Here is a 26504-nt window from a genome sequence, read left to right as displayed (position 1 = left end):
GCGTTGTTTGACGGCTCGTCGAGGCTTCGCCGGCACCCGTGGACGAACCCGGGCGGGTGGCATCGCTCTAACAGCATCGTTGCATCATCCTCGGCAGCGCTTCATGCGCGCGCCTTTCTTCGTGCCCCTTGGTTAGACGGACGCTATGACCCAGAACTCGCTCCCCTCCTGGTCCTCGCTGCAAACGCATTACGAGAAGATTCGCGATGCACACATGCGCGACTGGTTCGCCCCCGAGAACGACCCTGCCCCTACCCGAGCCGAACGCTTCACGTTCGCGGGCGGCGGTCTCGCGGCCGATTTCTCGAAGCACCGCATCACCACCGACACCCTGCAACTGCTCGTGCAACTCGCCCGCGAAGCCGGCGTCGAGAAACGCCGCGAAGCGATGTTCGCGGGCGACGTGGTCAACCCGACCGAAGGCCGCGCCGCGCTGCACACCGCGTTGCGCGCCACCGATCCGAAAGCGCCGTTCTTCGCCGAAGTCCAGGCCGAGCGCGCCAGGATGGCCGCGTTCGCCGACCAGGTGCGCAGCGGCGCATGGACCGGCTACACCGGCAAGCGGATTCGCTATGTCGTGAACATCGGCATCGGCGGCTCGGACCTCGGGCCGAAGATGGTCGTGCACGCGCTGCATCATCTCGCTTCGCCGGAGATCACCACGCACTTCGTGTCGAACGTCGACGGCGCGGATCTGTACAACGTGATGCAGCAGATCGATCCCGAAGAGACGCTCGCCATCATCGTCTCGAAGACCTTCACGACGCTCGAAACCATGACCAACGCGCGCTCGCTGCGCGACTGGTTCGTCGAGAAAGGCTGCCCGGAAAGCGCGCTCGCGAAACACTTCGTCGGCGTGTCGGCGAACCCCGCGGAAGTGGTCAAGTTCGGCATCGCGAAAGAGAACGTGTTCGAGATGTGGGACTGGGTCGGCGGACGTTATTCGCTGTGGTCGGCGGTGGGTCTGTCGATCATGATCGCGGTCGGCCCGCAGCAGTTCGGCGAACTGCTCGCCGGTGCCAACGAGATGGACCAGCATTTCCGCGACGCGCCGCTCGAAAAGAACCTCCCGGTGCTGCTCGGCATGATCGGCATCTGGTATCGCAACTTCTTCGGCTCGCAAAGCTATCTGGTCGCGCCGTATTCGGAAGCGCTGCATTTCCTGCCGTCGTATTTGCAGCAACTGGAGATGGAGAGCAACGGCAAGTCCGCGCGGCTCGATGGTGCAATGGTCGACTACCCGACTTCCGCCGTGACGTGGGGCGAACCGGGTACGAATGGCCAGCATGCGTTCTTCCAGATGCTGCATCAAGGGCCGACCATCGTCCCGATCGACTTCATCGCGGTGCTGACGCCGGAGCATCCGCTCGCGAGCCATCACCCGAAGCTGCTTGCCAACTGCTTTGCGCAGAGCGAGGCGCTGATGCTCGGCCGCACGCTGGAAGAAGCGAGGAAAGTGGCCGGCCCGGACAAGCCGGAACTCGCGCCGCACCTGGTGTTTCCAGGCAACCGGCCGACCGCTACGTTGCTCGTCGACGCGCTCACCGCGCGTTCGCTCGGCGCGTTGATCGCGCTGTACGAGCACAAGGTGCTGGTGCAGGCGTCGGTGTGGAACATCAATCCGTTCGATCAATGGGGCGTCGAACTGGGCAAGATTCTCGGCAAGGTGGTCGAGGCCGATCTGACCGCGGCGAGCGTGGATGAGAAGAAGCATGACTCGTCGACGTCGGCGTTGATCGCGCGGGCGCGGGCTGCCTTGAAGCGGTGAGCGGTGAGTTGGAGCGGCGCGTGCTCGGGGGAGTCATTCGGTGATTGCTTCGATGCGCGCGTCGGTAAGTAGCTCGTTGAGCGCGATTAGGTGCTTCTACAGGTTGGCCGCATATTGGCCGCATGTTGCTCTATCGCGCTCGGCTGCCCGCCAAAAGCCGCAATGAAAAAAAGCGGGCCATTGCGGCCCGCTTCTGCTTTTATATCGAAGCGCGCGCCTGGATCATCCACACTCGCGAGCGTACTCGTTCACGCAAGCCGCCCTGCTTCGATCGTCACAGTCGTATCGCAACGTCGCGCCAGCTCGACGTCGTGCGTGACGAGAATCAGTGTGGCGCCATTCGCGCGGTTCATCTCGAACATCAGATCGATCACCGCATGGCCGGTCGCGGCGTCAAGACTGCCTGTCGGCTCGTCGGCGAACAGGATGGCGGGATGCGTGACGAACGCCCGCGCCAACGCGACGCGCTGCTGCTCGCCACCCGACAGAAGCTTCGGATAATGACCGGTGCGCTGCCCGAGTCCCACCTGCTCCAGCAGATCACGCGCCCGCGCCGCGGCCTCGCGTGTGCCGATGCCGCCCTGCAGTTCGAGCGGCAACGTGACGTTCTCGAGCGCCGTCAAATGCGGCATCAGTTGAAACGACTGGAACACGAAGCCGACCGAGCCGCTGCGCAACGCGGCCCGTTCGTCTTCGGTCAATTCGGTGAGCTCGCGGCCCAGCAACCGAACCGAGCCCGAACTCGCGCTGTCCAATCCCGCGAGCAAGCCGAGCAGCGTAGACTTGCCCGATCCGGATGCACCGACGATCGCTACACTGCTGCCGGCAGCGATAGCAAGATCGATGTCGTCGAGAATCGTCAGTTCGCCCGTTGCATCCTTAACTTTCTTGCACAAACCCCGCACTTCAATGACTGGATCAGTTTTGTTTAGCATGGTGAAGCGTAGGTTGAAAGTGCTCGCCATTGCCCCGCGCGCCACGGCGCTGACTACGGCATTCGGCTCGGCCGTCGTGGCCGCCGCCCTGTTTTCGATGCCCCTGCCGGTTCACGCCGCCAACGCGCCGGACCCGGCCAGACCGGTGATCGTCGTGCTCGGCGACAGCATCTCCGCCGAGTACGGCTTGCCCCGCGACACCGGCTGGGTTGCATTGATGCGCCAGCGCCTCACCGACGAGCGAATCGATTATAGCGTCGCCAATGCGAGCATTAGCGGCGACACCACGAGCGGCGGGCGGGCCCGCTTGCCGGCGCTGATGCAGCGTTTGAAGCCGAGCATCGTGATCGTCGAACTCGGCGCCAACGACGCGTTGCGCGGCGTGCCGCTCTCCACCACCGAAGACAACCTGCGCACGATCATCGAACAGGCTCAGCAGGGCCATGCGAAAGTGGTGCTGGTGGGCATGTATGTCCCGCCCAATTACGGCCCGGACTACACGCAAAAGTTCCATGGACTATATGGTGAGCTGTCGAAGCAATTGCGCGTGCCGCTGGTGCCTTTCCTGCTCGCAGGCATTGCCGACAAGCCCGAGATGTTCCAGGCGGATCAGATTCATCCGACGCAGCAGGCACAGCCAGTGCTACTGAACAACGTGTGGCCGACTGTTAAGCCACTTCTTCGCACAAGTTCGCCGCGCTGACAAGCTAGCTAACAACTTGTTTCTAGAACTTTGGGAACACGGATCGGTAAAGGTCGCTCAGACACTTTCGTATCCCGTGTAATCCAGCTCGAATCTGAGCGCCTCTGAGGAGATAACGTGAAATACTTACCGTTAATCGCTTTGACCGTGGCAATCTCTGCCTGCGCCGCTCAACCGCCTGCTGGCGTTCAATCCGTCGGTCAAAGCCAGCAACCGCCGAAGGCCGTGGCCAGTTGCATCGCGCAGAAGTGGGCCGACGCCTCGCAGCAGCAGGTCGTTTCGCAAAACACGCTGGCGAACGATCAGGCGATGGACGTCTATGTTCCCGGTCAACAGCCGCCTAACGGCGCAGCCGCCGTGGTACGTCCGTCGTACAGCGGCCCGGGTACGTGGGTCGGCTTCCGCGGCAACGCTGCGGGCAGTCAGGCCACGGGTGCGATCAGCGGTTGCCTCTAACGCGCCGCTACTTACGGTGTGATGGGCATCGTGCCCGTCAAATGAAAAAGCCCCGCAATTGCGGGGCTTTTTCTATTTGCGCGCCGTGTTCCGCGCGCAAGCTGTATGGCTTTTCAGGCTTACTCGTCGCTCTGCTGGGCGTTGCTGCTGTCGAGCGAGCCGTAGAACTTCACCTTCGAGCGGGCCCGCAGTGCCTCGACATAGGCCTCGGCTTCAGACTGCGCATCGACCTGCGCAATCTGCTGCTGCGCGGCGGCCAAACGCTGCGGATCGATCGGTGCACCCGCCGCTACAGCATTCACGCGATAGATCGCATAGCCGTCGTCACCGAGGTCCACACCGACGTAAGCTGGCAATTTTTGCGCATCCGCCTTGTAGATTGCGCTCAATGCGGCCGGCGGCACGCCTTGCGCATCGTTGCGCGAGACCTTCAGCGTCGACGAGAAACCAGCGGTGGATTTCGACTTCTCGAACTCAGCCAGCTTCGCCGCGCCGTCCTTATGCGCGGCTTCGTTCGACTGCACCGCGATCACCTTCTGACGCACGGCATCCTTGACGGCGTCGAACGCCGGCACGGCCGCCGGCTTGTAGTCGGTGACGCGCGCAGCGATCAGCGTATTGCCGCCGACGTCGATTGCCTGCGTGTTGTTACGCTGGACCGCCGCGTCGTTCGCGAACACTGCGGTGAGGAACTTCGCATTGTTCAGCGGGCTGTCGGGCGGCAGCTTCGGATCCGGTTGCGGCGTCACCGTCGCGGTCTGCAGTTGCAGCTTGTACTTGTCAGCGGCCGGCTGCAGGCTCTTTGCCTTTTCATACACGAGCGACGTGAAGCCTTCCGAAGCATCGCTGAAGGCCTTGCTTGCCAACTGCGTCTTCAGATCCTTCGCGATCTGATCTTTCACTTCGTCGAACGGCTTCGTGACCGCCGGCTTCACGTCCGTCACCTTGACGATGTGAAAGCCGAAGTCGGTCTGCACGATGCCGCTGACTTCGTCCTTCTTCAGCGCGAACACGGCGTCGTCGAACGCCTGGCCACCGGCGATCATGCCGCGGCTGAAGTAACCCAGATCACCACCTTTCGACGCCGAACCCGGGTCCTGCGAATTCGCCTGCGCGATCTGCGCGAACTGGTCCGGATGCGCCTTGATCTGCGCGAGCAACGCTTCGGCCTTCTGCTTCGCCTTCGCCTTGTCGGCCGTGCTCGCGTCTTTCGGCGCCGAGATCAGAATGTGGCTCGCACGCACTTCGCCTTCGGTGCGGAAGTGCGCGACGTTGTCATCGTAGTACTTCTTCAGATCGGCGTCGCTCGGCTGGAGGGACGCGCCCAGGCTTGCCGGCGACATCACCAGGTACTGGATCGTCGCGGTGGCCGGCGTCGCGAAGTCGTTGCGATGCGCGTCGTAGTAGGCCTGCAGTTGCGCGTCGGTGGGCTGCACCTTTGCCGCATAGTCACGCGGATGGAACGCGATGCCCTGCACTTCACGCTGCTGTTCGGCAAGCTCGGTCAGATGCTGCGCGAGCGTCTTCGACGTGAACGCGCTGCCTTGAATGCTCGCCGGCAACTGCTGCATCGCGAGGCCGTAGCGCACACGTTCGTCGTATTGATCGGGCGTCATGCCCTGCATCGCGAGCAACTGCTTGTAACGGTCGACATCGATCGAACCGTCAGGATTCTTGAGCGACGAAATCACCGGATCGTTGAGCAGCACGCGGCGCACTGCGTCGTCGGATGCGGTCAAATGCAGGCGCTGCGTCTCATCGGCCAGCACGCGCTGCTCGATCAGACCGTCGAGCATCTGGCGACGGCGCTCCGGCGTATCGAACGACTTCATGTCGAACTGCGCGCCGAGCATCTGACGGGCGCGGTCGAGTTGCTGACGCGTCGCGTCGTCGTACTCTGCGCGGGTGATCTTGTGACCGTTGACGCTCGCGACGTTTGCACTTTCGTCAAAAAAGCCGCGGAAGCCCTGAATACCCACAAAACCCAACCCCGGCACAATGACGAGGATGAGCATGAACATCATCAGGCGTTTGTGATTGCGGAAAAAATCGAGCATGCGAAAGGAGTGCCAAAAACAGAACGCCCGATCTTACAACAGCGGGCAATAAAAAAGGCGAACCGGAGTTCGCCTTTCGTGGATACTGGCGGAGTGGACGGGACTCGAACCCGCGACCCCCGGCGTGACAGGCCGGTATTCTAACCGACTGAACTACCACTCCTTATACTGCGCTTTGCTGCACTGAAACACTTGAGCCGAATCTGAAACTGGTGGGTGCTGAGAGGCTCGAACTCCCGACCTACGCCTTGTAAGGGCGCCGCTCTACCAACTGAGCTAAGCACCCGTTTCGTGATTCAGTGTGCTTCGTTGCTGCCGCTTGCTTCTCAAGCAGCAAGCCCATTAGTTTAGCGCATCCTTCAGAGCTTTGCCAGGCCTAAATTTAGGGACCTTTGCCGCCTTGATTTTAATCGCGGCGCCGGTGCGCGGATTGCGGCCCGTACGCGCGGTGCGCTTGCCGACCGCAAACGTGCCGAAGCCGACCAGAGTCACCGAACCGCCTGTCTTCAGTGTAGCTTTGACGCCACCGATCACTGCATCGAGTGCACGGCCTGCCGCAGCCTTCGAAATGTCGGCCTGCTGTGAAATGTGATCGATCAATTCCGTCTTGTTCATTCCAACCCCCGAGAATGTTTATGACAATCGTGACGGTGCTCTGTCGCACCTGGCATCACGCGGCCGGCGGGCAACGCCGGGCCGCCTCATTAGAATTGGCCGAAACCCTTGTGTCAAGCGGGGTTGAGCCTGATTCGACGCGTTTTAAGGGGATTTTTATAAGCAAATCTTGTCGGCCGTCACCGCGCAGGCAATCTGTCACCCGGAGCACTTCGTGCGATGCTCACAAGGTGGGAAAACGTGACCCACGAACGCATTGCAAAATCGCGCGGGCAATAAAAAACCCGCGGCCGTAACCGCGGGTTTCTGTTCAGCAAGCAGCTTCGCTTCTGAATGCTTTAGTGCTTCACAACCTCTGATGCCGCGTCTTTGCCCGGCTCGGCCGCGACAGGCGCAGCAGGCTTCGGCTCTTCTTCCGGCAATGCTTGCGGCACACGTTCGAGCGCCAGTTCGAGCACCTTGTCGATCCAACGGACCGGCACGATTTCGATCGCGTTCTTCACGTTGTCCGGAATCTCCGTCAAGTCCTTGACGTTTTCTTCCGGAATCAGCACCAGCTTGATGCCGCCGCGATGCGCCGCCAGCAGCTTTTCCTTCAGACCGCCGATCGGCAGGACTTCGCCACGCAACGTGATTTCGCCCGTCATCGCGACGTCGGCACGTACCGGAATACCGGTCAATACCGACACCAGCGCGGTCGTCATCGCGATACCGGCCGAAGGACCGTCTTTCGGCGTCGCCCCTTCCGGCACGTGGATGTGAATGTCCTGCTTCTCGAACGCTTCGTCCTTGACACCCAGACGACGCGAACGCGAACGCACGACCGAGCGCGCCGCTTCGACGGATTCCTTCATCACGTCGCCGAGCGAACCCGTGCGAATCACATTGCCCTTGCCCGGCATCACCGCGGCTTCGATGGTCAGCAGATCGCCGCCCACTTCCGTCCACGCAAGGCCCGTGACCTGGCCAACCTGATTTTCCTTCGCAGCCAGACCGAAGTCGTATTTGCGCACACCAAGGAAAGTGTCGAGATTGCTGCCGTCGACCTTCACCGCACCTTCCGCCTTCTTCAGCAGAAGCATCTTCACGACCTTGCGGCAGATCTTCGAAATTTCACGCTCGAGCGAACGCACACCCGCTTCACGCGTGTAGTAACGAATGATGTCGCGGATCGCGGTTTCCGTCACATCGACCTCGCCATCCTTGAGGCCGTTGTTCTTCTTCTGCTTCGGCAACAGATAACGCTGCGCGATGCTGACTTTCTCGTCTTCCGTGTAGCCCGACAAGCGGATCACTTCCATCCGGTCGAGCAGCGGCGGCGGAATGTTCAGCGAGTTCGACGTCGCCACGAACATCACATCCGACAGATCGAAGTCGACTTCGACGTAGTGATCGGCGAACGTGTGGTTCTGTTCCGGATCGAGCACTTCGAGCAACGCCGACGACGGATCGCCGCGAAAATCCTGACCCATCTTGTCGACTTCGTCGAGCAGGAAGAGCGGATTGCGCACGCCGACTTTGGTCAGACTTTGCAGAATCTTGCCGGGCATCGAACCGATGTACGTACGACGGTGACCGCGAATCTCGGCTTCGTCGCGCACGCCGCCGAGCGCCATGCGCACGAACTTGCGGTTCGTGGCGCGAGCGATCGACTGACCCAGCGACGTCTTACCGACACCCGGAGGCCCAACGAGGCACAGGATCGGCGCTTTGACCTTGTCGACACGTTGCTGGACCGCGAGATACTCGAGAATGCGTTCCTTCACCTTCTCGAGACCAAAGTGGTCTTCGTCGAGCACGCGCTCCGCATTCGAGAGGTCATTGTTGACCTTGCTCTTCTTGCGCCACGGCAAGCCGATCAGCGTGTCGATATAGTTGCGCACGACCGTCGCTTCCGCCGACATCGGTGACATCAGCTTGAGCTTCTTCAGCTCGGCGTCGGCCTTCTTCTTCGCTTCCTTCGGCATGCGGGCAGCCGTGATGCGCTTCTCGAGCTCTTCGAGGTCTGCACCTTCTTCGCCTTCGCCGAGTTCCTTCTGGATCGCCTTGACCTGTTCGTTCAGGTAGTACTCGCGCTGGCTCTTCTCCATCTGGCGCTTCACACGCCCACGGATGCGCTTTTCGACCTGCAGGATGTCGATCTCGGCTTCGAGTTGCGCGAGCAGATGCTCGAGTCGCTCGATCACCGGGAACATTTCGAGGATGTGCTGCTTCTGGTCGAGCTTGAGCGGCAGATGCGCCGCGATCGTGTCGGCCAGACGCCCGGCTTCGTCGATACCCGACAGCGATGTCAGGATCTCCGGCGGGATCTTCTTGTTCAGCTTCACATACTGGTCGAACTGCGACACGATCGCGCGGCGCAACGCTTCGGTTTCAGCGCTGTCGGCGTGGTCGGGTTCGAGCGGCATGACTTCGCACGAGAACTGCGTTTCCTGCTCTTCGATGGAAAGCGTTTTCGCGCGCTGCAAGCCTTCGACGAGCACCTTCACGGTGCCATCGGGCAGCTTGAGCATCTGCAGGATGTTAGCAACACACCCTACTTCGTACATGTCCTTTTCGGTCGGCTCATCTTTCGCAGCCGTTTTCTGGGCGACGAGCATGATGTGCTTGCCGCCTTCCATCGCTGCTTCGAGAGCCTTGATCGACTTCGGGCGGCCTACGAAGAGCGGAATCACCATGTGCGGGAAGACGACTACGTCACGCAGCGGGAGCAGCGGGAGCGTAATGCGTTCCGGCGGGAGGAGTTGGGTTCCTGACATTTCATTTCCCCATGAGTGGAATCAGTTCGTTCGATAGGTGAGGCCAGCAGAAAATATTGCAAGCCTCCGCGTGTGGGAAAAGTTCAGTGACTCCGAAGGTTCAGTGACTCCATAGTGAAAACAACCATCCTGACCACACGATAAACGAAAAAGCCGTTCACGTCGCCATGAACGGCTTTTTTACAGAACCCGAAAGCCGATCAGTTCGAACCCGCGACCTTGGGCGCGTCTTCGTAGATCAGTAGCGGTTTGCCGTCGCCGTCAATCACGTTATCGTCGATGATGACCTTGCTAACGCCTTTCATTTGCGGCAGGTCGTACATCACGTCAAGCAACGCCTGTTCCAGGATGGAGCGCAAACCACGCGCCCCTGTCTTGCGACGGATGGCTTTCCGCGCCACAGCCTGCAACGCACCCGGACGGATTTCCAACTCGACGCGTTCCATGTTGAACAGCTTGTGGTACTGCTTCACCAATGCGTTCTTCGGTTCGACGAGGATTTTCATCAGCGCCGCTTCATCGAGCTTGCCGAGCGTGGCGACCACAGGCAGACGGCCAATCAGCTCAGGAATCAGGCCGAACTTGATCAGATCTTCCGGCTCCACTTCGCGCAGCACTTCGCCGGCGTCACGGTCCTGCTTGCTCTTCACGCTCGCGCCGAAACCAATACCGGTCTTCTCGGTACGATCGACAATGACCTTCTCGAGCCCGTCGAATGCGCCACCGCAAATGAACAGAATGTTGGTGGTGTCGACCTGGATGAAATCCTGATTCGGATGCTTGCGACCACCCTGCGGCGGCACCGACGCCATCGTGCCCTCGACCAGCTTCAGCAAAGCCTGCTGCACACCTTCGCCCGACACATCGCGGGTGATCGACGGGTTGTCGGACTTGCGGCTGATCTTGTCGATCTCGTCGATATAGACGATGCCGCGCTGAGCCTTGTCGACTTCGTAATTGCAGTTCTGCAGCAGCTTCTGGATGATGTTCTCGACGTCCTCGCCGACATAGCCGGCTTCCGTCAGCGTGGTTGCATCGGCAATCACGAACGGGACGTTCAGAAGGCGCGCGAGCGTCTGCGCGAGCAGCGTCTTGCCGGAACCGGTCGGACCGATCAGCAGGATGTTGCTCTTGGACAGCTCGATCTCATCCTTCTTGTCGAGATGCTTGAGGCGCTTGTAGTGGTTGTACACCGCGACCGCGAGAATCTTCTTCGCGCGTTCCTGACCGATCACGTACTGGTCGAGAATCTCACGGATTTCCTGCGGACTCGGCAGATCGGACTTCGACAAGCCCGCTTCGATGCCCGCGCCGGCAGCCTCGTCGCGAATGATTTCGTTGCACAGGTCGATACATTCATCGCAGATGAATACCGACGGGCCGGCAATCAGTTTCTTGACTTCATGCTGGCTCTTGCCGCAAAACGAGCAATACAACAGCTTTTCGCTGTTAGAACTTTTCTTGTCCGCCATAGATGTGTGAGCCTCCGGACACTCAATTACATGATACGCCGTTTGCCCCCTGCCTCGCAGTGGGCCGCACCGCAGGGAACTTGAGCCAAGGTGACGGCGCTTGCCGCAGGCGCTCGGACGGGTCTTGATTATTTCACAATCGATCCGATGGCGGTTTTGCCCCAATTACGGGCAAAACCGCACCAGATCAAGGACGCTTGTGTGCGACCTGGTCAACCAGACCGTAAGCTTGCGCGTCGTCACCGGACATGAAGTTGTCACGATCGGTGTCGCGCGCAATACGTTCGACGGGCTGGCCCGTATGGTGCGCGAGCAGATGGTTCAACCGCTCCTTCAAATACAGAATTTCGCGCGCCTGGATCTCGATGTCCGACGCCTGACCGCGCGCACCGCCCAACGGCTGGTGAATCATCACGCGCGAATTCGGCAGCGCAAACCGCTTGCCCTTCGCGCCCGCCGCCAGCAGGAACGCACCCATGCTCGCCGCGAGACCCATGCACAGTGTGGAGACGTCCGGCTTGATGAACTGCATCGTATCGTAGATCGCCATGCCGGCCGACACCGAACCGCCCGGGCTGTTGATGTAGAAGCTGATGTCTTTGTCCGGATTCTCGCTCTCCAGAAACAGCATCTGTGCCACGACGAGATTCGCCGTCTGGTCGTTCACTTCACCGACCAGGAACACGATGCGTTCCTTGAGCAGACGCGAATAGATGTCATACGAGCGCTCGCCCCGGCCGCTCGTTTCCACGACGATCGGCACCAGTCCGAGCGCCTGCGCTTCGAGATCCCGGGACGACTGGGAGGTCAACGTGTCCAGCATTTGAGCGCGAAAGGTCATGCAATGGATCCTTGTCTGGAAATATTCTAAATATCAGATGCTGGACAGGTGGTGTGCGACGAGCCCGTATTCAAGTGCGCGATCAGCGCAAACGCGTTGCGCGACACAACGCAATGCACAGTCACAGCACAAAAAAACGGCGTGCGGGCCGTCACTTCGACAGCCGGCACGCCGTTGCAGCGACGCTTACGCTTGCGCCGTTGCGCTTGCCAGTTCTTCGAAGCTCACTTCCTTGTCCGTCACCTTGGCCTTGCTGAGCACGAATTCGACGACGTTGGCTTCAACGACGTACGCTTCCATTTCAGCAAGACGTTGCTGGTTGGAATAATACCAGCGGACGACTTCCTTCGGGTCTTCGTAGCTTTTCGCGAATTCGTCGACTTCGGCGCGAATCTGCTCCGGCTTGGCTTGCAGCTCGTTGGCCTTGACCAGCTCGGCCAGCACGAGGCCCAGCTTGACGCGGCGCTCGGCTTGTTCCTTGAACATGGCGGCCGGGATCGGCGCGTCTTTGGCGTTCGGCACGCCGCGTTGCTCCAGATCCTGGCGCGCCATTGCGACGAGGCGTTCCTGGTCCTGTTCGATCAGCGCGTTCGGCACGTCGAGTTCCGAAATCTTCAGCAGTGCGTCCATCACCTGGTTCTTGACGATGGCTTGCGTGCGGCGCTTCGCTTCGCGTTCGAGGTTGTCCTTGATCTCTGCGCGCATCTTGGTCTGATCGCCGTCTTCGATACCGAGCGACTTCGCGAAGTCAGCGTCGATTTCCGGCAGGTGCGGCCATTCGATCTTCTTCATCGTGATCGTGAATTGCGCCGTTTTGCCCGCCACGTCCTTGCCGTGGTAGTCCTCAGGGAACGCCAGATCGAATTCCTTCGTCTCGCCGACCTTCAGGCCTTGCGCCGCCTTTTCGAATTCCGGCAGCATGCGGCCTTCGCCCAGCACGAACGCGAAGTCTTCCGCGCTGCCGCCCTGGAACACTTCACCGTCGATCTTGCCGACGAAGTCGACCGTCACGCGGTCGCCGTCTTTCGCCGCCGTATCCGCGCCGCCGTCGCCATGCTCGCCGGCTTCGCCGCGAGCGTGGAAGTGCACGCGCTGCTTGCGCAGGATTTCCAGCGTGCGGTCGATTTCCGCTTCGCTGATGGTGGTCGTGGTGCGCTCGATCTCAGCCGTGGCGACGTCGCCCAGCTGCACTTCCGGGTACACCTCGAAGGTCGCATCGAACGCGTAGTCGCCTTCGACTGCGTCGGCCTTCGGCGCGAAGCTCGGCTGACCGGCAACGCGCAGGTTCTCGGTGCGGCTGATGTCGAAGAACTCCTTGCCGACCTTGTCGCTCAGCACTTCGGCTTCCACCTGGCCCGAATACTGTTGCGTCACCATCTTGAGCGGCACCTTGCCCGGGCGGAAACCCGGCATGCGCACGTTCTTCGCGAGTTGACGGATACGCGAGTCCACTTCCTTCTGCACGGCGTCCTTCGGCAGGGAAATCGTTACGCGGCGTTCGAGCTTGCCGAGGTTCTCAACAACGTTAGCCATGGCTTCAATCGTCCTAAAATTATTCGAGCGAATCAGTTATCTTCTCCGTGCCGCTTTTCGATGTCGCGTTTGCGTCGTTTAGCATCGATTGCGCGCCTGCGCCGCGGGCTTGCAGGCCGCCGGCAGCACGGTTGGGTCCAAAGAGCCGAATATTTTAGCAAACTATTTGCGCACCTAGCCGGGATTCGATGAATGCGCGCGTTTTTATCGGCATTCCGGGGGCTTTCCGGGCTGTTTCGGCACGGTTTCGGTGCGGGTGGCGTGCCGCTCCCGACATCCTGGCGCACGCTCGCAGGCATATTTCTCCGCACCTGCGTCGTCGGCTGAGCGAAGGTAACGCGGCACGAGCGGGTGGTCGCGTCGATTGCGAATCTCCCGATTCGCCTTGGGTAAACGATTCCGATCCGGTGGCGTTGCGGCGTACTGGCTGGCAGCGGCAACCGGCAACCGGCAACCGGCAACCATTGCACACTCAACGCGCGCCACGACGGACGATCCCGGCTATGCCTTTCGACATATTCAGTCGGCCCGCCCATGCTGATAAGCTAACGAACGCGCTCGGGGCTGCGTCCGCATCGCTTCATTTCCCCGCCCTCGCAACAATTCCAACCATTTAGAGACACCATGCCGAACTCGCCGTCCTCGCCTGTCGTCGTCATTGCCCCCGACTCCTTCAAAGGCTCGCTTAGCGCGGAGCAGGTCGCGCAGGCGATCGCATCCGGCATCCTGCGCGCCCGCCCCGATGCCAGCGTGCGCATCTGCCCGATGGCCGACGGCGGCGAAGGCACCCTCGACGCCATGCTCACGAGCGGCGGCGAACGCCGCAAGCTGAGCGTGTGCGGCGCGGCCGGCCCGCTGCGCGAAGCGCTGACGGGCCTGCTCGCGGACGGCAGCGCGATCATCGAGACGGCGGAAATCGTCGGCATTACGGATCCGGTCGGGATGGGCGTGCCCGTCGAAGCTCGCAGCACGCGCGGCATGGGCGAAGCCATTCGCGCGCTGCTCGACGCCGGCGTGCGGCGCTTTTTCGTCGCGCTCGGCGGGAGCAGCACGAACGACGGCGGCGCCGGCCTGCTAACAGGCCTCGGCCTGAGGCTATTCGATGCGCAAGGCAACGAGCTCGAGGGCACACCCGAACAGTTGGCGCGCGTTGCGCGCCTCGACGTCTCGCAACTCGACGCCCGGCTCGCGGACACGCAGTTCGTGGGCATGTCGGACGTGGATAACCCGCTCACCGGCGAGCACGGCGCGACAGCCGTGTTCGGTCCGCAAAAAGGCGTCAAGCACGACCAGATTGCGCCGATCGACGCCGCCCTCACCCGCTTTGCCGACCTGCTCGAGGCCGCGCTCGGACGCGTGGCGCGCGATCAGCCCGGTGCGGGCGCGGCCGGCGGCCTCGGCTTCGCGCTGCATATGCTCGGCGCGCAGTTCGAGCCGGGCGCGGAAACGGTCGCGCGGCAGATCGGCCTCGATGTGGCGCTCGAAGGCGCGAACTGGCTGATCACCGGCGAAGGCCGTTCGGACGTGCAGACGCTACACGGCAAAGCGCCTTTTATCGCGTGCGGTCATGCGCGCGCGGCCGGCGTGCCCGCCACGCTGCTCTCCGGAGGGGTCGACTCCGCCGCGTTGCCGCGTCTCGCCGAATACTTCAGCGGCTGCTTCTCTCCGGCACCCGGGCCGATTACGCTCGACGTCGCGATTCGCGATGCGGCACGCCTGCTCGCCGACGAGGCCGAACAACTGACGCGCCTCAAATACGGCTCGCGTTGACCGGCGGAACGGTTGCGGCAACAATCACAGCGCCGCGACCGCTCCACTCACCACGGGATCACCATGAAGGACTCCGCCAAAGCCGGGCTCGAACAGTTCCTCACGTATCGTCTCCACGTGCTGAACAAACTCGCGGAGCGTGGCATCAGCGAGCGCTATCAGGCGAAGCTCGGCGTGACCTTGCCGGAAGCGCGGGTGATTGCATCGGTGGGTTCGTTCGGACCATTCTCCATCATGGAGCTGGCGAGGCATGCCAATCTCGACAAAAGCCAGGCGAGCCGCGCGGCCGAAGCGATGATCCGGCAAGGACTCGTGCAGCGCCGGCCGAGCGCCGAAGACGGCCGCGTGGTGCTGGTGTCGCTGACACCGGAGGGCCGCGCGCTGTACAGGAAGGTGATGCCGATCGCGCGCAAATGGAACGACGATATGTTCGATTGTCTCGACGAGCGGGAAAAGGCCGCGTTCGGCGACGCGCTCGACAAGATCATCGAGACGATGATAGAGCGCGTGGCGTAAGCGGTGGAGCGTGAATGGACGGCACGTGCCCTGCGATGATCTGCCTTGCATACGGCTCGCTCTGCGCGGGTTGATTCGCCGCAGCGCTCAACTCTGCTCCATTCGTTTGACTGCGTGGCGGCCACCCTCATCCACCCGCACAATCACCTTTTCTCCCCGTCCGGCCCTTCGAGATTCGCATTGCGAACGATTCCCGCATCATCCACCGCGGAGCTTGTCACGCCGGGCACGGCGGGCACGGCGGGCACATCAGCCGCCACTTTCCGCTCGCGTGACTGCGCGACGCGCGCGAGCCACCACACGATCATTCCGAGCGAACTCACGGCCAGCACTAAAGCCAGCCACGACAGATAGCGGCGCCGCACATCCGGATCGCTGACCACCGACGAGCCCGCACTCGTGCCTTGCGCAACGGGCAGCAGTACATCACCCAGACGCGCCCTCGCCACTGTCGACGACGCGCCCGCCAGCAACTCGTCCCGCCCCACCGCCGCCGATGACGCAGCCGCGCTTCCCACCATGAGCACGAACGGTGCGGCCCCGCGCGCGGCAAAACTCAGTGTCGCCGGCTGCCAGCCTGCAGCAACGGTCAAACTGCCACCGCCCAGTCCGCCATTGCGCGCATCGACCACCACCCGCCATTGACGATCTGTGTCCGGCTTCAATTCGAGCGATGGATTGTTCTGTTCCACCGCGCCGTTATGCAAGCGGAACAGCATCGCACGGGAGACCTCGCGCCAAGGCGCGTCCAGTCCGGCTCGCGAGTACACGACGGCAGGCGCCACCATATTGGGCTGCGGCAGGATCACGCGCAAACGGTCTACCGGATATGGGCCGCCTGTCGTGAAGAAATACTCGCCGGCTCTCGGACCCGCGTGAGCGACGATGCCTTCGCGCCATTCGCGCTGCGCGTCGCCCCGTCGCGCCGGTCCGGCGATGCCCGTCTGCACTTCCGCGTCCATCGACTCGACATACGGCGCGCCATCGAGCCAGCGCAGTCGCAGGTAACGCGCGTGGGCGCCGTCCAGTTCGATGCGGTCCTGACTCAGCAGGCTGCCGTTGTAGTTGACCTTCAGCAGCTGTGCATCGCCCGCGGGTTGCCAGTGACGCAAATCGTCGCTCGACTCGATGCTCACGCGGCCCTGGTAGTTGTCGTCACGCAGATGCACGCGCAGCGCGACGACTTGCCCAGATCGCGGCGCGCGCCCGGTATCGATCAGATCTACGTCATGCTGGGCGCGCGGCGGTGGCGCCGAGGTCGCGCGCAACGAGCCATCGGCCGCCATCGCTACCCCGACCGGTGCGCCGTTGCCGCCTGCCGCGGCCCGCGGCACGGGACACCAGCTCACGGCACGCAGAGCCGGCGCAGGGCGCGCGGGTTCGCGCGGCGCGTCGAGCGAGTACGGCACCGCTTCGCCGGCGCCGTTGAATACGCGCACGTCACCGAGGTCGTTGCGCTGGCTGGCCGCATAGACCGCCGCCGGCAGCGTCACGCTGTAGGACGCGGCGCCGTCTTCGAGCTGGAGCGCAAAACGTTGCGCGAAATGGTCGGCCGCGGCTGCGGGCGGCGGCAGCCACGCAGCGGCGATTGCAAAGCACCAGCCGGTCAGTCTCAAAGCATGCGTCATTGTTCAGTTTCCAGGACCACTGCTCGGGAGTGAAACGGGTAGATAACCAGACAGGTCAGACAGCGAAAGGAAGACGACGATTGCCGTCTGAGCGCACCGCCAGCGAGGCAGAACGTCCGGCTCATCCTCCACGTGATCGACGTAATACACAGACCATCGAGAATACCTAAACTGACGCCTGCGTGCGTCGAGGTGACATCCGCCGGCCGCGAACCGGCGCCCCCATGCCGCGATACTGCACAACCCGCGCGGCCATCCCGCCGAATTCGCGACACCCCGGCAACCATGTCAAAATTCGGCACCGGCCACCGAGCCTTCACCCCCCACTTTTCATCCAAGGAAGTTTCAGTGGACATCAACAAACAGGTCGCAGCCCTCACCGCTTCGGAACTCCAGACCGCCGGCGCGAGCCAGGCGACGGCGATCGCGGTCAGCGTACTGCTGCGTCATCTTCGCTCGCCCGAATTGGTAAAACTGTTGTCGTCGGCATTCGAAAACCATCAGGCGGTCATGCTGCAGACGCCGTGGCCGGATCAGATGCTGCAGGCTTTCGAATCGACCCGCCGTTTCCTCGAAGGCGCAGCGCAGGCGGAACTGCCGGGCGCACCGGCGCAATCGGACACGCCAGGCGCCTGAAGCGATGTCGGGCAGACTCTGTCCGAGCTGCGCGCCAGAGCCGGACCAGAAACAAAAAACCCCGTCAGTCCAACGACTTAACGGGGTTTTTCGCTACAGATAAATGGTGCGAGGGAGGGGACTCGAACCCCTACACCCTTGCGGGCGTCAGGACCTAAACCTGGTGCGTCTACCAATTTCGCCACCCTCGCAGCCGGGCACGCCACCAAGCGCCCTGCCCGATGTCCTGCCTGCTTTCGGCCGCGCCAGAAACACGCGCCCGAAAGCGTAAGCGCGAGATTCTAACCGATTGATTCGCGCTTGTCTGCATCTGTCCGGTGTCTGTAGAAGCGGCGCCGATGCTAGAATTTCCGGCTTGACGCAGGCACGCCGTGCCCTTCTTCGCCTGCCCTTGCCCACATTTCCAATCCAGTGAATTTCGACGAATATTGCCAGCAGAAAGCGGCGCCGCCCGGATCGAGCACTTACTATGCGCTTCGGCAGGCGCCCACAGCAAGTCAGCCATTGTTGACGGCGCTGTTCGCATTGCGCCGCGAGTTCGAGGAAACGGTCAAGGAAACCAGCGACCCGACCATCGGCCGCACGAAGCTCGCATGGTGGCAAAACGAGATCGCCGCGCTGTCTTCGGGTTCGCCCTCGCATCCGGTTTCCAAGGCGCTGGCCGCCTATCTGCCCGACGTGAAGGTGGCATATCCGGCGCTGCAGGCATTGCTCGCCGGTTTCGAAATCGATCTCGACCAGGCGCGTTACCTCGACTATCCGAATCTGCGGCGTTATATGCAAAGCGTGGGGGGCACCTTTGCGTCGCTGGTGGCACGCACGACGGCGCAGGACGCCACGCAGGCACCGGCCTGGTCGGCGCCGCTAGGCGAGGCGCTGACGCTCGCGCAGTTCGTCGCCGAAACCGGCAACGACGCGCGGCACGGCCGCATCTATATTCCGATCGACGAAATGCAGCGCTTCAACGTCACCGCAGCCGATCTGATCAACCGGAAATACAGTGACGCGTTCACCGAGCTGATGCGCTTCGAAACCGGCCGCGCGCGCGCCGCGCTGCAGACCGCGCTCGCCGCGGTGCCCGCGCACGAGCGCCGCGCGCAGCGCACGCTGCTCGCATTGGCGGCGCTGGCGTTGGCCCTGCTGGATGAAATCGAACGCGACGGTTATCACGTTCTGCATCAACGCATCGCATTGACGCCGATCCGCAAACTCTGGATTGCGTGGCGCGCGAAATAGAAGCGACCGGCCGACGCGGCACGGTACGCCGCCCGGTACTGTTTGGCTCCACTTCGCGCAGCTGGACGCTCAGGCGATCAATCGTCGAAAGCATCGCCATCGCGCTCGATTCACCATCAAACGTTCAATAGCGGCAAGGGCTCGAACCGCTGTTGCAATATCGCCGATGCATCGAGCCCCCACCAGGAGCCCAGCACGGTTGCATAGAGTTGCCGAAAATCGACGCCGAGCGGCAAATTGCCGTTGCCGTCGAGCCGTGCGAGGGCGGGCGGCATGCCGTACAAGCCGCCCCGCACACGTCCGCCCATCACGAAATGCGGTGCGACGGTGCCGTGCTCGGTGCCCCTGCTCTCGTTCTCTCGCGGACAACGCCCGAACTCGGCATAAGTCATCACCAGCGTGCTCTCCCAGCGGCCGAGCTCGACGAGCGCCGACTTCATCGCGGACAGCCCTTCCCCGAGTTGCCTGAGCAAGGCGGCCTGCTGAGCCGGCTGGTTCTGGTGCGTATCGAAACCACTCAGCGTCAGGCGGATGACTGCGACACCCTGCCCGCTTTTCGTCGAGTCGCGCGCGGTGTTCGCAAAGGGGAGTTCCTTCGGCGCATCGCGAGTGGCGAACATTTGCATCGCCGTTCTGATCGAACTACCGAATGCGCCGTCGGGAAACTTCGTCTTCAATTGCGCATGACCCTGCGTGGGACGCAGGCGATAGGCGGCTTTCGGGATACTGTTCCCGACGTTGTTGTGAAGACGCGTCTGCGGCGACCCCAGCGTCGCGGGCCACGTCACGTCGACGAACTGTGCCGGATTGGGCAGAGAGAGAACACGTGCACCGTGCGCGAGCGGGCCCTGTTCGGCGCTGCCGATCACCACACCATCTGCGGCAAAGCCGGCGGGCACCGGCATTTGGGCGAACGCGCGTGTCAACCAGCCTTCGCGCAGATACTGGTCGGAGCGCGACGCGGTGTCCCAGATTTCGGTCGATCGGAAATGCGAGACGTTCGGCTGCGCATAGCCGACGCCCTGCACGATTGCCAGCTGCCGGCCGCGCCAAAGCGGGAGCAGCGGCCGCAACGAAGGATGCAGCGCGGTATGCTCATCGAGTTGAATCGCCTGCTCGCGCTTGATGCCGATGTTCCTGCGCAGCGTGTAGTAAGTGGGATCGGCAAACGGAATTACGGTATTCAAACCGTCGTTGCCGCCTTTCAACTCGATGAGGATCAGGAGATTGTCGTACCCACGGCTTTGGGATATGCCAGCCGCCATCGTCTGCGCGCCGAACGAACGCGGCAACCAGAGCGTCGCGCCGGAAGCTGCGCCGATCGACAGAAAGCTGCGTCGTTTCATTATTACCCTCGTTCTATTGGTATGGCGCGGGTCGTGTCTGCGTCGATACGTCCAGCGAGGCGCACGCAGTCGAACGGGTCGTCATCACGGCGACTGTCGGGAGCGGCAAGACCATGCGCTGCAACGACTGATTAATCCGCAACCCCCAGTTCGCCATCGGCGTAGTGTTGCAAGGCGGGAGTGAGGCTCGCGACATCGAAGCGTACGCCACCTTGGCCGGCTCGCGCTCTGTGCGTTCCAACGACGGCCGCTTCTCCATCCTGGACGATGCGTTGTTCGCCCGCGAACTTCGAGTATCGACAATCCGATGAGCTTGAATGCTACGGGCGAAGTTCTCACGTGAGCTTGCTCTTGCGACGGGCGGTGTCATCGAGCCGCCTCGGCATCCCGGCACAATGGCTTGCGCCGTCATGCAGACTGGCTTTCCCAAACCTCAGCGTGAAACGGCTATTTGAGAGCAGCATCGACGGCGTGTTCGTCGGCTTCCGCACACAGGTCGAGCGTAATGTTTCGTAACGCTGCGCACGCGCACGCTGCCATTCGACATGCTGCTCATCGGCACCCGCGACGGCCCCACCCCGGCAAGCCCCAGCAATCATCCTGATTGACGGCGCAGAAAAAAGTCTCCGCACAGGCGCACGCAGATCGCTCCTCGCTGCTCAAAAGCAGAGGAGACGCAAATTGCTCAATGGGAGGTACAACGAGATTTTTTCTTCACGCGGCGAGGCTGCGCGACCTGTGTGCCGCGAGCGGGCACGAAAAAAGCTACCGCTTATAGAGTTCACGCACAGCATCTTCGATGTGCTGCCGCAGCAGGCGCCGTTCGTCGGGCGTCATATGGCCATCACGACGACGCTGATCAAGATCGGGGGGAACTGCAGTGCGCAACATGATGTCTGACGCGGGGCGATCGGCATTCGGGCTACTGCGGCGATTGGTCCGCGCGTTCCCGGGCCTGGGCGCGTGTTCACTCGCAGCTCTGTCGGCGGAAGGCTGGGCATGGGCGGGCGTTGGTCCCAGTGAGCCTGCAAGCGTACCGGCAACCGCCAGTGCAATGACGCTCAGGCGCACATTCGGCCAAACCCCTCCTTTCATGTTGTTCCCTTCGTGGCGCGGCAACCGGCTACCTCAAATGCGTATACAAACCCCGGTAACGAGCCGGGAGCGAGAGTTGTGGTCGGGTGAAGTATCCACCGAACAGCCGCATTCAGTAAAGGAGTCTACCTGCCCGAGCTTTACGTCGTGCCACAGTGCGGGTAAATTTTGTAACTGACTGTAACCCCGTAAACGATGCAACCGCGCACCACTTTCTAATCGCGCTAAGATGCCGACCATGGAAACCAAAAACCCTTCGAAAATCCTCGTCGTCGATGACGATCCACGTCTGCGCGATCTGCTGCGCCGCTATCTCGGCGAACAGGGCTTCAACGTCTACGTCGCCGAGAACGCGCCGTCGATGAACAAGCTCTGGGTACGTGAGCGCTTCGATCTGCTGGTGCTCGATCTGATGCTGCCCGGCGAGGACGGCCTGTCGATCTGCCGCCGCCTGCGCGGCAGCAACGACCGTACGCCGATCATCATGCTGACGGCCAAGGGTGAAGACGTCGATCGTATCGTCGGCCTCGAAATGGGCGCTGACGACTATCTGCCCAAGCCGTTCAATCCGCGCGAGCTGGTCGCGCGCATTCACGCGGTGCTGCGCCGCCAGTCGCCCTCGGAATTGCCGGGCGCGCCGTCCGAAACGACCGAAGTGTTCGAGTTCGGCGAGTTCGCGCTGAATCTCGCCACCCGCACGCTCACCAAGGCCGGCCAGGAAATTCCGCTGACCACGGGTGAGTTCTCGGTGCTCAAGGTGTTCGCGCGTCATCCGCGCCAGCCGCTGTCGCGTGAAAAGCTGATGGAACTCGCGCGCGGCCGTGAATACGAAGTCTTCGACCGCAGTCTCGACGTGCAGATCTCGCGTCTGCGCAAGCTGATCGAACCCGATCCGGGCAGCCCACGTTTCATTCAGACCGTGTGGGGTCTGGGCTACGTCTTCATCCCCGACGGTGCGGCCTGAGTTTGTTTCAGTTTCCTGTCTCTGATTTCAGATAAGAAGGGCCCATGCGGATCGACCGGCGCCTCCTGACGCTCGCGTTCGGCGGCCTTTTCTGGCGGACCTTCCTGTTGATCGCGCTGTTGATCGCAGTCAGTCTCGCCGCGTGGTTCCAGAGCTTCCGCGTGATCGAACGCGAGCCGCGCGCACAGCGCGTGGCGTTGCAGCTCGTCGCGATCGTCAAGCTCACGCGCACCGCACTCCTCTATTCCGATCCCGACCTGCGGCGCGCGCTGCTGCAGGATCTGGAAAGCAATGAAGGGGTGCGCGTGTATCCGCGCGAAGCCACCGACAAATACAAACTCCAGCCCGACGAATCGCTGAACCGCCTGATCGAACACGACATCCGCGGGCGCCTCGGCGACGACACCGTCATCGCGCAAAGCGTGAACGACATCAACGGCGTGTGGATCAGCTTCAAGATCGACGACGACGACTACTGGGTCGCGCTCGACCGTGATCAGCTCGACAACGCGACCGGTCTGCAATGGGCCGGCTGGGGCGTGTTCGCGCTGGCGCTGTCGCTGTTCGGCGCGGCCTTCATCACGAGTCTCGTGAACCGGCCATTCGCCAGGCTCGCGATGGCCGCGCGTAAAGTCGGCTCGGGCCAGTCGCCCGAGCCGCTGCCTGAGCGCGGCATGGGCGTGGCCGCTGAAACCAACCGCAGTTTCAACCAGATGGTGCAGGACCTCGAACAGCTCGAGGCCGACCGCGCGCTGATGCTCGCGGGCATCTCGCACGATCTGCGCACGCCGCTCGCGCGGTTGCGGCTCGAAACCGAAATGAGCCCGTCGGACCAGAACACGAAAGACGCGATGGTGGACGACATCGAGCAGATGGATATGATCATCGGCCGCTTCCTCGATTACGCGCGCCCGGTGCAGCGCGTGCCGGAGCCGGTTGACCTGTCCGTGATCGCCAGCGAACTGGCTGCGCGCATGCAGAGCGAGGACAGCATGCGCCTGATCACGCGGCTCGCGCCGTCGGCGGTAATCGAGGCCGACGAAACCGATATGCGGCGCGTCGTCGGCAATCTGCTGGAAAACGCGCGCAAATACGGCCTGAGCGACGGCGACGGCGTCCCGCACGTCATTCTGGAAACGCGGGTGTCGCATTCGCGGGTCGAACTGTCAGTGGTCGACGAAGGTCCCGGCATTCCTGAAGATCAGTTGGCGCTTGTCACCCGGCCGTTCTACCGGGTGAATTCGGCGCGCACCCAGGCCAACGGCACGGGCCTCGGCATGGCGATCGTTCAGCGCCTCGTGGGCCGCTATCGCGGTGCGCTGCGCTTACGCAATCGCACGCCAGGGCCCGGCCTCGAAGTCACGATCGAGTTTCCGCTCGCCAAAGGCGTCTGAACAAAACGGGCGCCCCCCTTCTCTGCAACGCTGTTGACGCGTTGAATAATAACTATCCAGATCGGTAGAAAAAACTATTAGGCCCATATTTTTATAGAAATATAGTGGGACGGTGTAACGCGCTCGTTGCAACGAGTTGCTAGCCTCAACATGCTGTTTTTTCCAACCCACGAAGGAGCACTCGCATGAAAACCGTTGGCGATAAAGTCGAAGCGTTCACCGTCACCGCTGCCAAGCCGGGCTTCAACCACCATGAAGAAAACGGCGCGTCGGCGTTCGAAGAAATCACGGAGCAGTCGTTCCCGGGCAAGTGGAAAATCATCTATTTCTACCCGAAGGATTTCACGTTCGTGTGTCCGACAGAGATCGTCGAGTTCGGCAAGTTTGCCGGCGATTTCGAAGAGCGCGACGCTGTGTTGATGGGCGGCAGCGTCGACAACGAATTCGTGAAACTGGCCTGGCGCCGCGAACACAAGGACCTGAGCAAGCTGAATCACTATTCGTTCGGCGACGTGAAGGGCGAACTGATCGACCAGCTCGGCGTGCGCGACAAGGAAGCGGGCGTCGCGCTGCGCGCCACCTTCATCGTCGATCCGGACAATACGATCCAGCACGTGTCGGTGAACAACCTGAACGTCGGCCGTAATCCGGAAGAAGTACTGCGTCTTCTCGACGGCCTGCAAACGGATGAACTGTGTCCTTGCAACCGCGCAGTCGGCGGTGCAACGCTTTAAGCCGTGCCGTCAAAAACCCGCCGGGCTTGAACAGGCAACGGGTTTTTTATCGACAGTTCGACAGGAGATGCCATGGAATTCCTGGCTTCGATCAAGGCACGCGTGCCCGACTACGCGAAAGACATCCGGCTGAATCTCGACGGGACGATTGCCCGCTCGTCGCTCGAAGGCAACGATGCGGTCGGCGTTGCGCTGGCGGCGGCGTTTGCCGCCAAAAGCACGCTGATCGTCGACGCGATCCGCCATGCCGGCGTGTTGTCGCCGGAAGAAACCCAGGGCGCGCTGACGGCCGCTGCGCTGATGGGCATGAACAACGTCTGGTACCCGTACGTCGAGATGACGCAGAGCGCAGATATTAAATCGCAACCGGCGCAGTTACGGATGAACGCTTATGCGTCGCATGGCGGCGTGGACAAGCGGCGTTTCGAGATGTATGCGTTGGCGGCTTCGATTATCGGCAAATGCCATTTTTGCGTGAAGTCGCACTTCGATACGCTGGTCGCCGAGGGCATGAGTTCCACGCAATTGCGCGACGTGGGCCGTATTGCGGCGGTGATCAACGCGGCTGCGCAGTGCATTGCTGCCGAGGGCGCAGAGGGCGCAGAGGGCAAATAGCGGGTTGACCGCGCGGTGCGCGGCTAGGGTCGCCACGCGCGCGTCATGTGACCGGATGATGTGGGTAGCCTTCGTTCGCCCGCAAGCGCGCTCGCGCGAAGGCCGTTCACCCGGATCAGTTCTTGACCAGCAGCGCCACGGCTTGCGCTTCAATCCCCTCGCTTCTGCCGAGATAGCCGAGCTTCTCGTTGGTCTTCGCCTTGACATTGACCCGCTCGACCGGCAGACCGAGATCGGCGGCGATGTTCGCGCGCATGCCTTCGATATGAGGCGCCAGCTTCGGCGCCTGAGCGACCACGCTGCTATCCACGTTGGCAATCGCAAAACCCGCCGCCTTCACGCGGGCGACGCACTCGCGCAACAGCACGCGGCTGTCCGCGCCGGCGAACTTCGCGTCGGTGTCGGAGAAATGGCGGCCGATATCGCCCAGCGCGGCAGCACCGAACAGCGCGTCGGTAATCGCATGCAGCAGCACGTCCGCGTCCGAATGGCCGAGCAGGCCGCGCTCATAAGGGATCGTCACGCCGCCGATAATCAACGGACGCCCCGGCACCAGCGCATGCACGTCGTACCCTTGCCCAATTCTCAAATCCATATGCGTCAAGTCCTCAAAGTCCGCCAGCAAAAATTGAAATCACTCACGAAGCCGCAGGCCGGCTCAGAATCGCCTCGGCCAGGTCGAAATCTTCCGGATAGGTCACCTTGAAGTTTCGCAAGCTGCCTTGTACCAGCTTCGGCGCATGCCCGAGCCATTCGATCGCGCTCGCTTCGTCGGTGAGATCGTGACCGTCGGCCTGCGCGCGCAGGATCGCTTCACGCAACATACCGATGCGGAACATCTGCGGCGTCTGCGCCTGCCACAAGCCGTCGCGCGGCTCGGTGCGGCCGATGCGGCCATCGGCGGACGCGGCGTCGATCCGCTTCAGCGTATCGGCCACCGGCAACGCCATGATGCCGCCCACCGGGTCGTCCTTGAGCGAGCCGATCAGCGTGCGGATCAGCGCGGGCGTGATGCCCGGGCGCGCCGCATCGTGCACCAGCACCCAGTCGTCGTCGCGCGCGCCGAACTCGGCGAGCGCATGCAGGCCGTTCAGCACCGACGCCTGGCGCGACGCACCGCCCGAGCGGCGCACCGCGAAGCGCAAGCCGCCGAAGCGGCGGGCGTCGAAGTGCTGGTCGTCGGGCGCGATCACGACCAGGGTTTGCGCAAACTCGCTGCACGCGTCGAACGCGGCGAGCGAGTAATGCAACATGTCGCGACCGGCGACAGTGCGATATTGTTTGGGCATCGCGGCGCCGGAACGGCTGCCGGTGCCTGCGCACGGAATCAGGGCAAATAGACGGGAAGTCACGAGTGCGGATGCCGCGAGGTTAAAGTAAAGGACGGATTTTATAATAGGTGCTTCGCATCCACGCCCCGAGGCGCGTAAA

General features: G+C 62.2%; 23 protein-coding genes and 3 tRNA genes. 11 read left to right on the top strand and 15 right to left on the bottom strand.

Annotated features, from left to right (window positions below; all coding sequences use genetic code 11):
* The first annotated feature begins 145 nt into the window (after positions 1 to 145).
* Positions 146 to 1768 (top strand): glucose-6-phosphate isomerase, encoded by a 1623-nt coding sequence (pgi, locus tag PQQ53_RS12865; protein ID WP_408324334.1) that lies wholly within the window; start codon positions 146 to 148, stop codon positions 1766 to 1768.
* Between the two features lie 248 nt (positions 1769 to 2016).
* Here the strand turns inward: pgi and PQQ53_RS12860 are convergent, their stop codons facing one another.
* On the bottom strand, positions 2017 to 2703 hold the full coding sequence (locus PQQ53_RS12860; protein ID WP_408152594.1) for an ABC transporter ATP-binding protein: 687 nt from the start codon (positions 2701 to 2703) through the stop codon (positions 2017 to 2019).
* Here PQQ53_RS12860 and PQQ53_RS12855 point away from each other — a divergent pair.
* Together PQQ53_RS12855 and PQQ53_RS12850 are read left to right on the top strand one after the other, a co-directional pair.
* Positions 2702 to 3406, top strand: coding sequence for an arylesterase (locus PQQ53_RS12855; RefSeq protein ID WP_408142385.1), 705 nt, complete (start codon positions 2702 to 2704; stop codon positions 3404 to 3406). The genes PQQ53_RS12860 and PQQ53_RS12855 overlap by 2 nt on opposite strands.
* Before the next feature lie 117 nt (positions 3407 to 3523).
* On the top strand, positions 3524 to 3862 hold the full coding sequence (locus tag PQQ53_RS12850) for a hypothetical protein (protein WP_408152593.1): 339 nt from the start codon (positions 3524 to 3526) through the stop codon (positions 3860 to 3862).
* 119 nt (positions 3863 to 3981) lie between these two features.
* Here the strand turns inward: PQQ53_RS12850 and PQQ53_RS12845 are convergent, their stop codons facing one another.
* The 8 genes from PQQ53_RS12845 to tig form a co-directional block, all read right to left on the bottom strand.
* Positions 3982 to 5919 carry a SurA N-terminal domain-containing protein gene (locus PQQ53_RS12845; RefSeq protein WP_408142389.1) on the bottom strand — a complete coding sequence of 646 codons (1938 nt, stop codon included), beginning with the start codon at positions 5917 to 5919 and terminating at the stop codon, positions 3982 to 3984.
* Positions 5920 to 6005: 86 nt separating this feature from the next.
* Positions 6006 to 6082: transfer RNA gene (locus tag PQQ53_RS12840), tRNA-Asp, on the bottom strand.
* 47 nt (positions 6083 to 6129) lie between these two features.
* A tRNA-Val gene (locus PQQ53_RS12835) sits at positions 6130 to 6205 on the bottom strand.
* Between the two features lie 56 nt (positions 6206 to 6261).
* Entirely contained in the window at positions 6262 to 6534 is a 273-nt protein-coding gene (locus PQQ53_RS12830) for an HU family DNA-binding protein (protein ID WP_408142391.1), read from the bottom strand.
* A gap of 338 nt (positions 6535 to 6872) precedes the next feature.
* Complete coding sequence (gene lon / locus PQQ53_RS12825) at positions 6873 to 9293, bottom strand: endopeptidase La (RefSeq protein WP_408142393.1); 2421 nt, start codon at positions 9291 to 9293, stop codon at positions 6873 to 6875.
* A gap of 200 nt (positions 9294 to 9493) precedes the next feature.
* On the bottom strand, positions 9494 to 10765 hold the full coding sequence (clpX, locus tag PQQ53_RS12820; protein WP_121318261.1) for an ATP-dependent Clp protease ATP-binding subunit ClpX: 1272 nt from the start codon (positions 10763 to 10765) through the stop codon (positions 9494 to 9496).
* A gap of 187 nt (positions 10766 to 10952) precedes the next feature.
* Complete coding sequence (gene clpP, locus PQQ53_RS12815; protein WP_007182010.1) at positions 10953 to 11606, bottom strand: ATP-dependent Clp endopeptidase proteolytic subunit ClpP; 654 nt, start codon at positions 11604 to 11606, stop codon at positions 10953 to 10955.
* Between the two features lie 186 nt (positions 11607 to 11792).
* A complete protein-coding gene (gene tig, locus PQQ53_RS12810; RefSeq protein ID WP_408142396.1) occupies positions 11793 to 13139 on the bottom strand; it encodes a trigger factor in 1347 nt (448 codons plus the stop codon).
* 624 nt (positions 13140 to 13763) lie between these two features.
* Here tig and PQQ53_RS12805 point away from each other — a divergent pair.
* Both PQQ53_RS12805 and PQQ53_RS12800 read left to right on the top strand, forming a co-directional pair.
* Positions 13764 to 14909, top strand: coding sequence for a glycerate kinase (locus PQQ53_RS12805; protein WP_408324332.1), 1146 nt, complete (start codon positions 13764 to 13766; stop codon positions 14907 to 14909).
* A gap of 63 nt (positions 14910 to 14972) precedes the next feature.
* Positions 14973 to 15425, top strand: coding sequence for a MarR family winged helix-turn-helix transcriptional regulator (locus PQQ53_RS12800; protein WP_408142400.1), 453 nt, complete (start codon positions 14973 to 14975; stop codon positions 15423 to 15425).
* 143 nt (positions 15426 to 15568) lie between these two features.
* On the opposite strand, the gene PQQ53_RS12795 is transcribed toward PQQ53_RS12800, so the two are convergent.
* Positions 15569 to 17053: a DUF3999 domain-containing protein gene (locus tag PQQ53_RS12795; protein WP_408324330.1), complete on the bottom strand. Its 1485-nt coding sequence runs from the start codon at positions 17051 to 17053 to the stop codon at positions 15569 to 15571.
* Positions 17054 to 17401: 348 nt separating this feature from the next.
* Here PQQ53_RS12795 and PQQ53_RS12790 point away from each other — a divergent pair, with 348 nt between their 5' ends.
* Entirely contained in the window at positions 17402 to 17689 is a 288-nt protein-coding gene (locus PQQ53_RS12790) for a hypothetical protein (protein ID WP_408152685.1), read from the top strand.
* A gap of 104 nt (positions 17690 to 17793) precedes the next feature.
* On the opposite strand, the gene PQQ53_RS12785 is transcribed toward PQQ53_RS12790, so the two are convergent.
* A tRNA-Leu gene (locus PQQ53_RS12785) sits at positions 17794 to 17880 on the bottom strand.
* Between the two features lie 220 nt (positions 17881 to 18100).
* Between PQQ53_RS12785 and PQQ53_RS12780 the strand changes: the two genes are divergently transcribed.
* The gene (locus PQQ53_RS12780) at positions 18101 to 18925 is read left to right on the top strand and encodes a squalene/phytoene synthase family protein (protein ID WP_408324328.1); all 825 of its coding nucleotides are present in this window, start codon (positions 18101 to 18103) and stop codon (positions 18923 to 18925) included.
* Between the two features lie 116 nt (positions 18926 to 19041).
* On the opposite strand, the gene PQQ53_RS12775 is transcribed toward PQQ53_RS12780, so the two are convergent.
* Together PQQ53_RS12775 and PQQ53_RS12770 are read right to left on the bottom strand one after the other, a co-directional pair.
* A complete protein-coding gene (locus PQQ53_RS12775; RefSeq protein WP_408324326.1) occupies positions 19042 to 20271 on the bottom strand; it encodes a DUF1501 domain-containing protein in 1230 nt (409 codons plus the stop codon).
* A gap of 765 nt (positions 20272 to 21036) precedes the next feature.
* Positions 21037 to 21366, bottom strand: coding sequence for a hypothetical protein (locus PQQ53_RS12770; protein WP_408152588.1), 330 nt, complete (start codon positions 21364 to 21366; stop codon positions 21037 to 21039).
* A 229-nt stretch (positions 21367 to 21595) separates the two neighbouring features.
* On the opposite strand from PQQ53_RS12770, the gene gluR reads away from it, so the two are divergent.
* From gluR to PQQ53_RS12750, 4 genes are all read left to right on the top strand, one after another.
* The gene (gene gluR, locus PQQ53_RS12765; RefSeq protein WP_006048917.1) at positions 21596 to 22330 is read left to right on the top strand and encodes a two-component system response regulator GluR; all 735 of its coding nucleotides are present in this window, start codon (positions 21596 to 21598) and stop codon (positions 22328 to 22330) included.
* 44 nt (positions 22331 to 22374) lie between these two features.
* Entirely contained in the window at positions 22375 to 23724 is a 1350-nt protein-coding gene (gene gluS, locus PQQ53_RS12760; protein WP_408142411.1) for a two-component system sensor histidine kinase GluS, read from the top strand.
* A 185-nt stretch (positions 23725 to 23909) separates the two neighbouring features.
* Positions 23910 to 24458, top strand: coding sequence for a peroxiredoxin (locus PQQ53_RS12755; protein ID WP_408152587.1), 549 nt, complete (start codon positions 23910 to 23912; stop codon positions 24456 to 24458).
* A 72-nt stretch (positions 24459 to 24530) separates the two neighbouring features.
* On the top strand, positions 24531 to 25073 hold the full coding sequence (locus PQQ53_RS12750; protein WP_408142415.1) for a carboxymuconolactone decarboxylase family protein: 543 nt from the start codon (positions 24531 to 24533) through the stop codon (positions 25071 to 25073).
* 115 nt (positions 25074 to 25188) lie between these two features.
* Here the strand turns inward: PQQ53_RS12750 and ispF are convergent, their stop codons facing one another.
* The gene (ispF, locus tag PQQ53_RS12745) at positions 25189 to 25668 is read right to left on the bottom strand and encodes a 2-C-methyl-D-erythritol 2,4-cyclodiphosphate synthase (RefSeq protein WP_408142417.1); all 480 of its coding nucleotides are present in this window, start codon (positions 25666 to 25668) and stop codon (positions 25189 to 25191) included.
* A 43-nt stretch (positions 25669 to 25711) separates the two neighbouring features.
* Complete coding sequence (ispD, locus tag PQQ53_RS12740; protein WP_408152585.1) at positions 25712 to 26425, bottom strand: 2-C-methyl-D-erythritol 4-phosphate cytidylyltransferase; 714 nt, start codon at positions 26423 to 26425, stop codon at positions 25712 to 25714.
* Between the last annotated feature and the right edge of the window lie 79 nt (positions 26426 to 26504).

The organism is Paraburkholderia strydomiana (assembly GCF_046030495.1).
Lineage (GTDB): Bacteria > Pseudomonadota > Gammaproteobacteria > Burkholderiales > Burkholderiaceae > Paraburkholderia > Paraburkholderia strydomiana_A.
The sequence above is the reverse complement of the archived record's forward strand: the minus strand, read 5'-3'. Positions and strand labels throughout refer to the sequence as shown.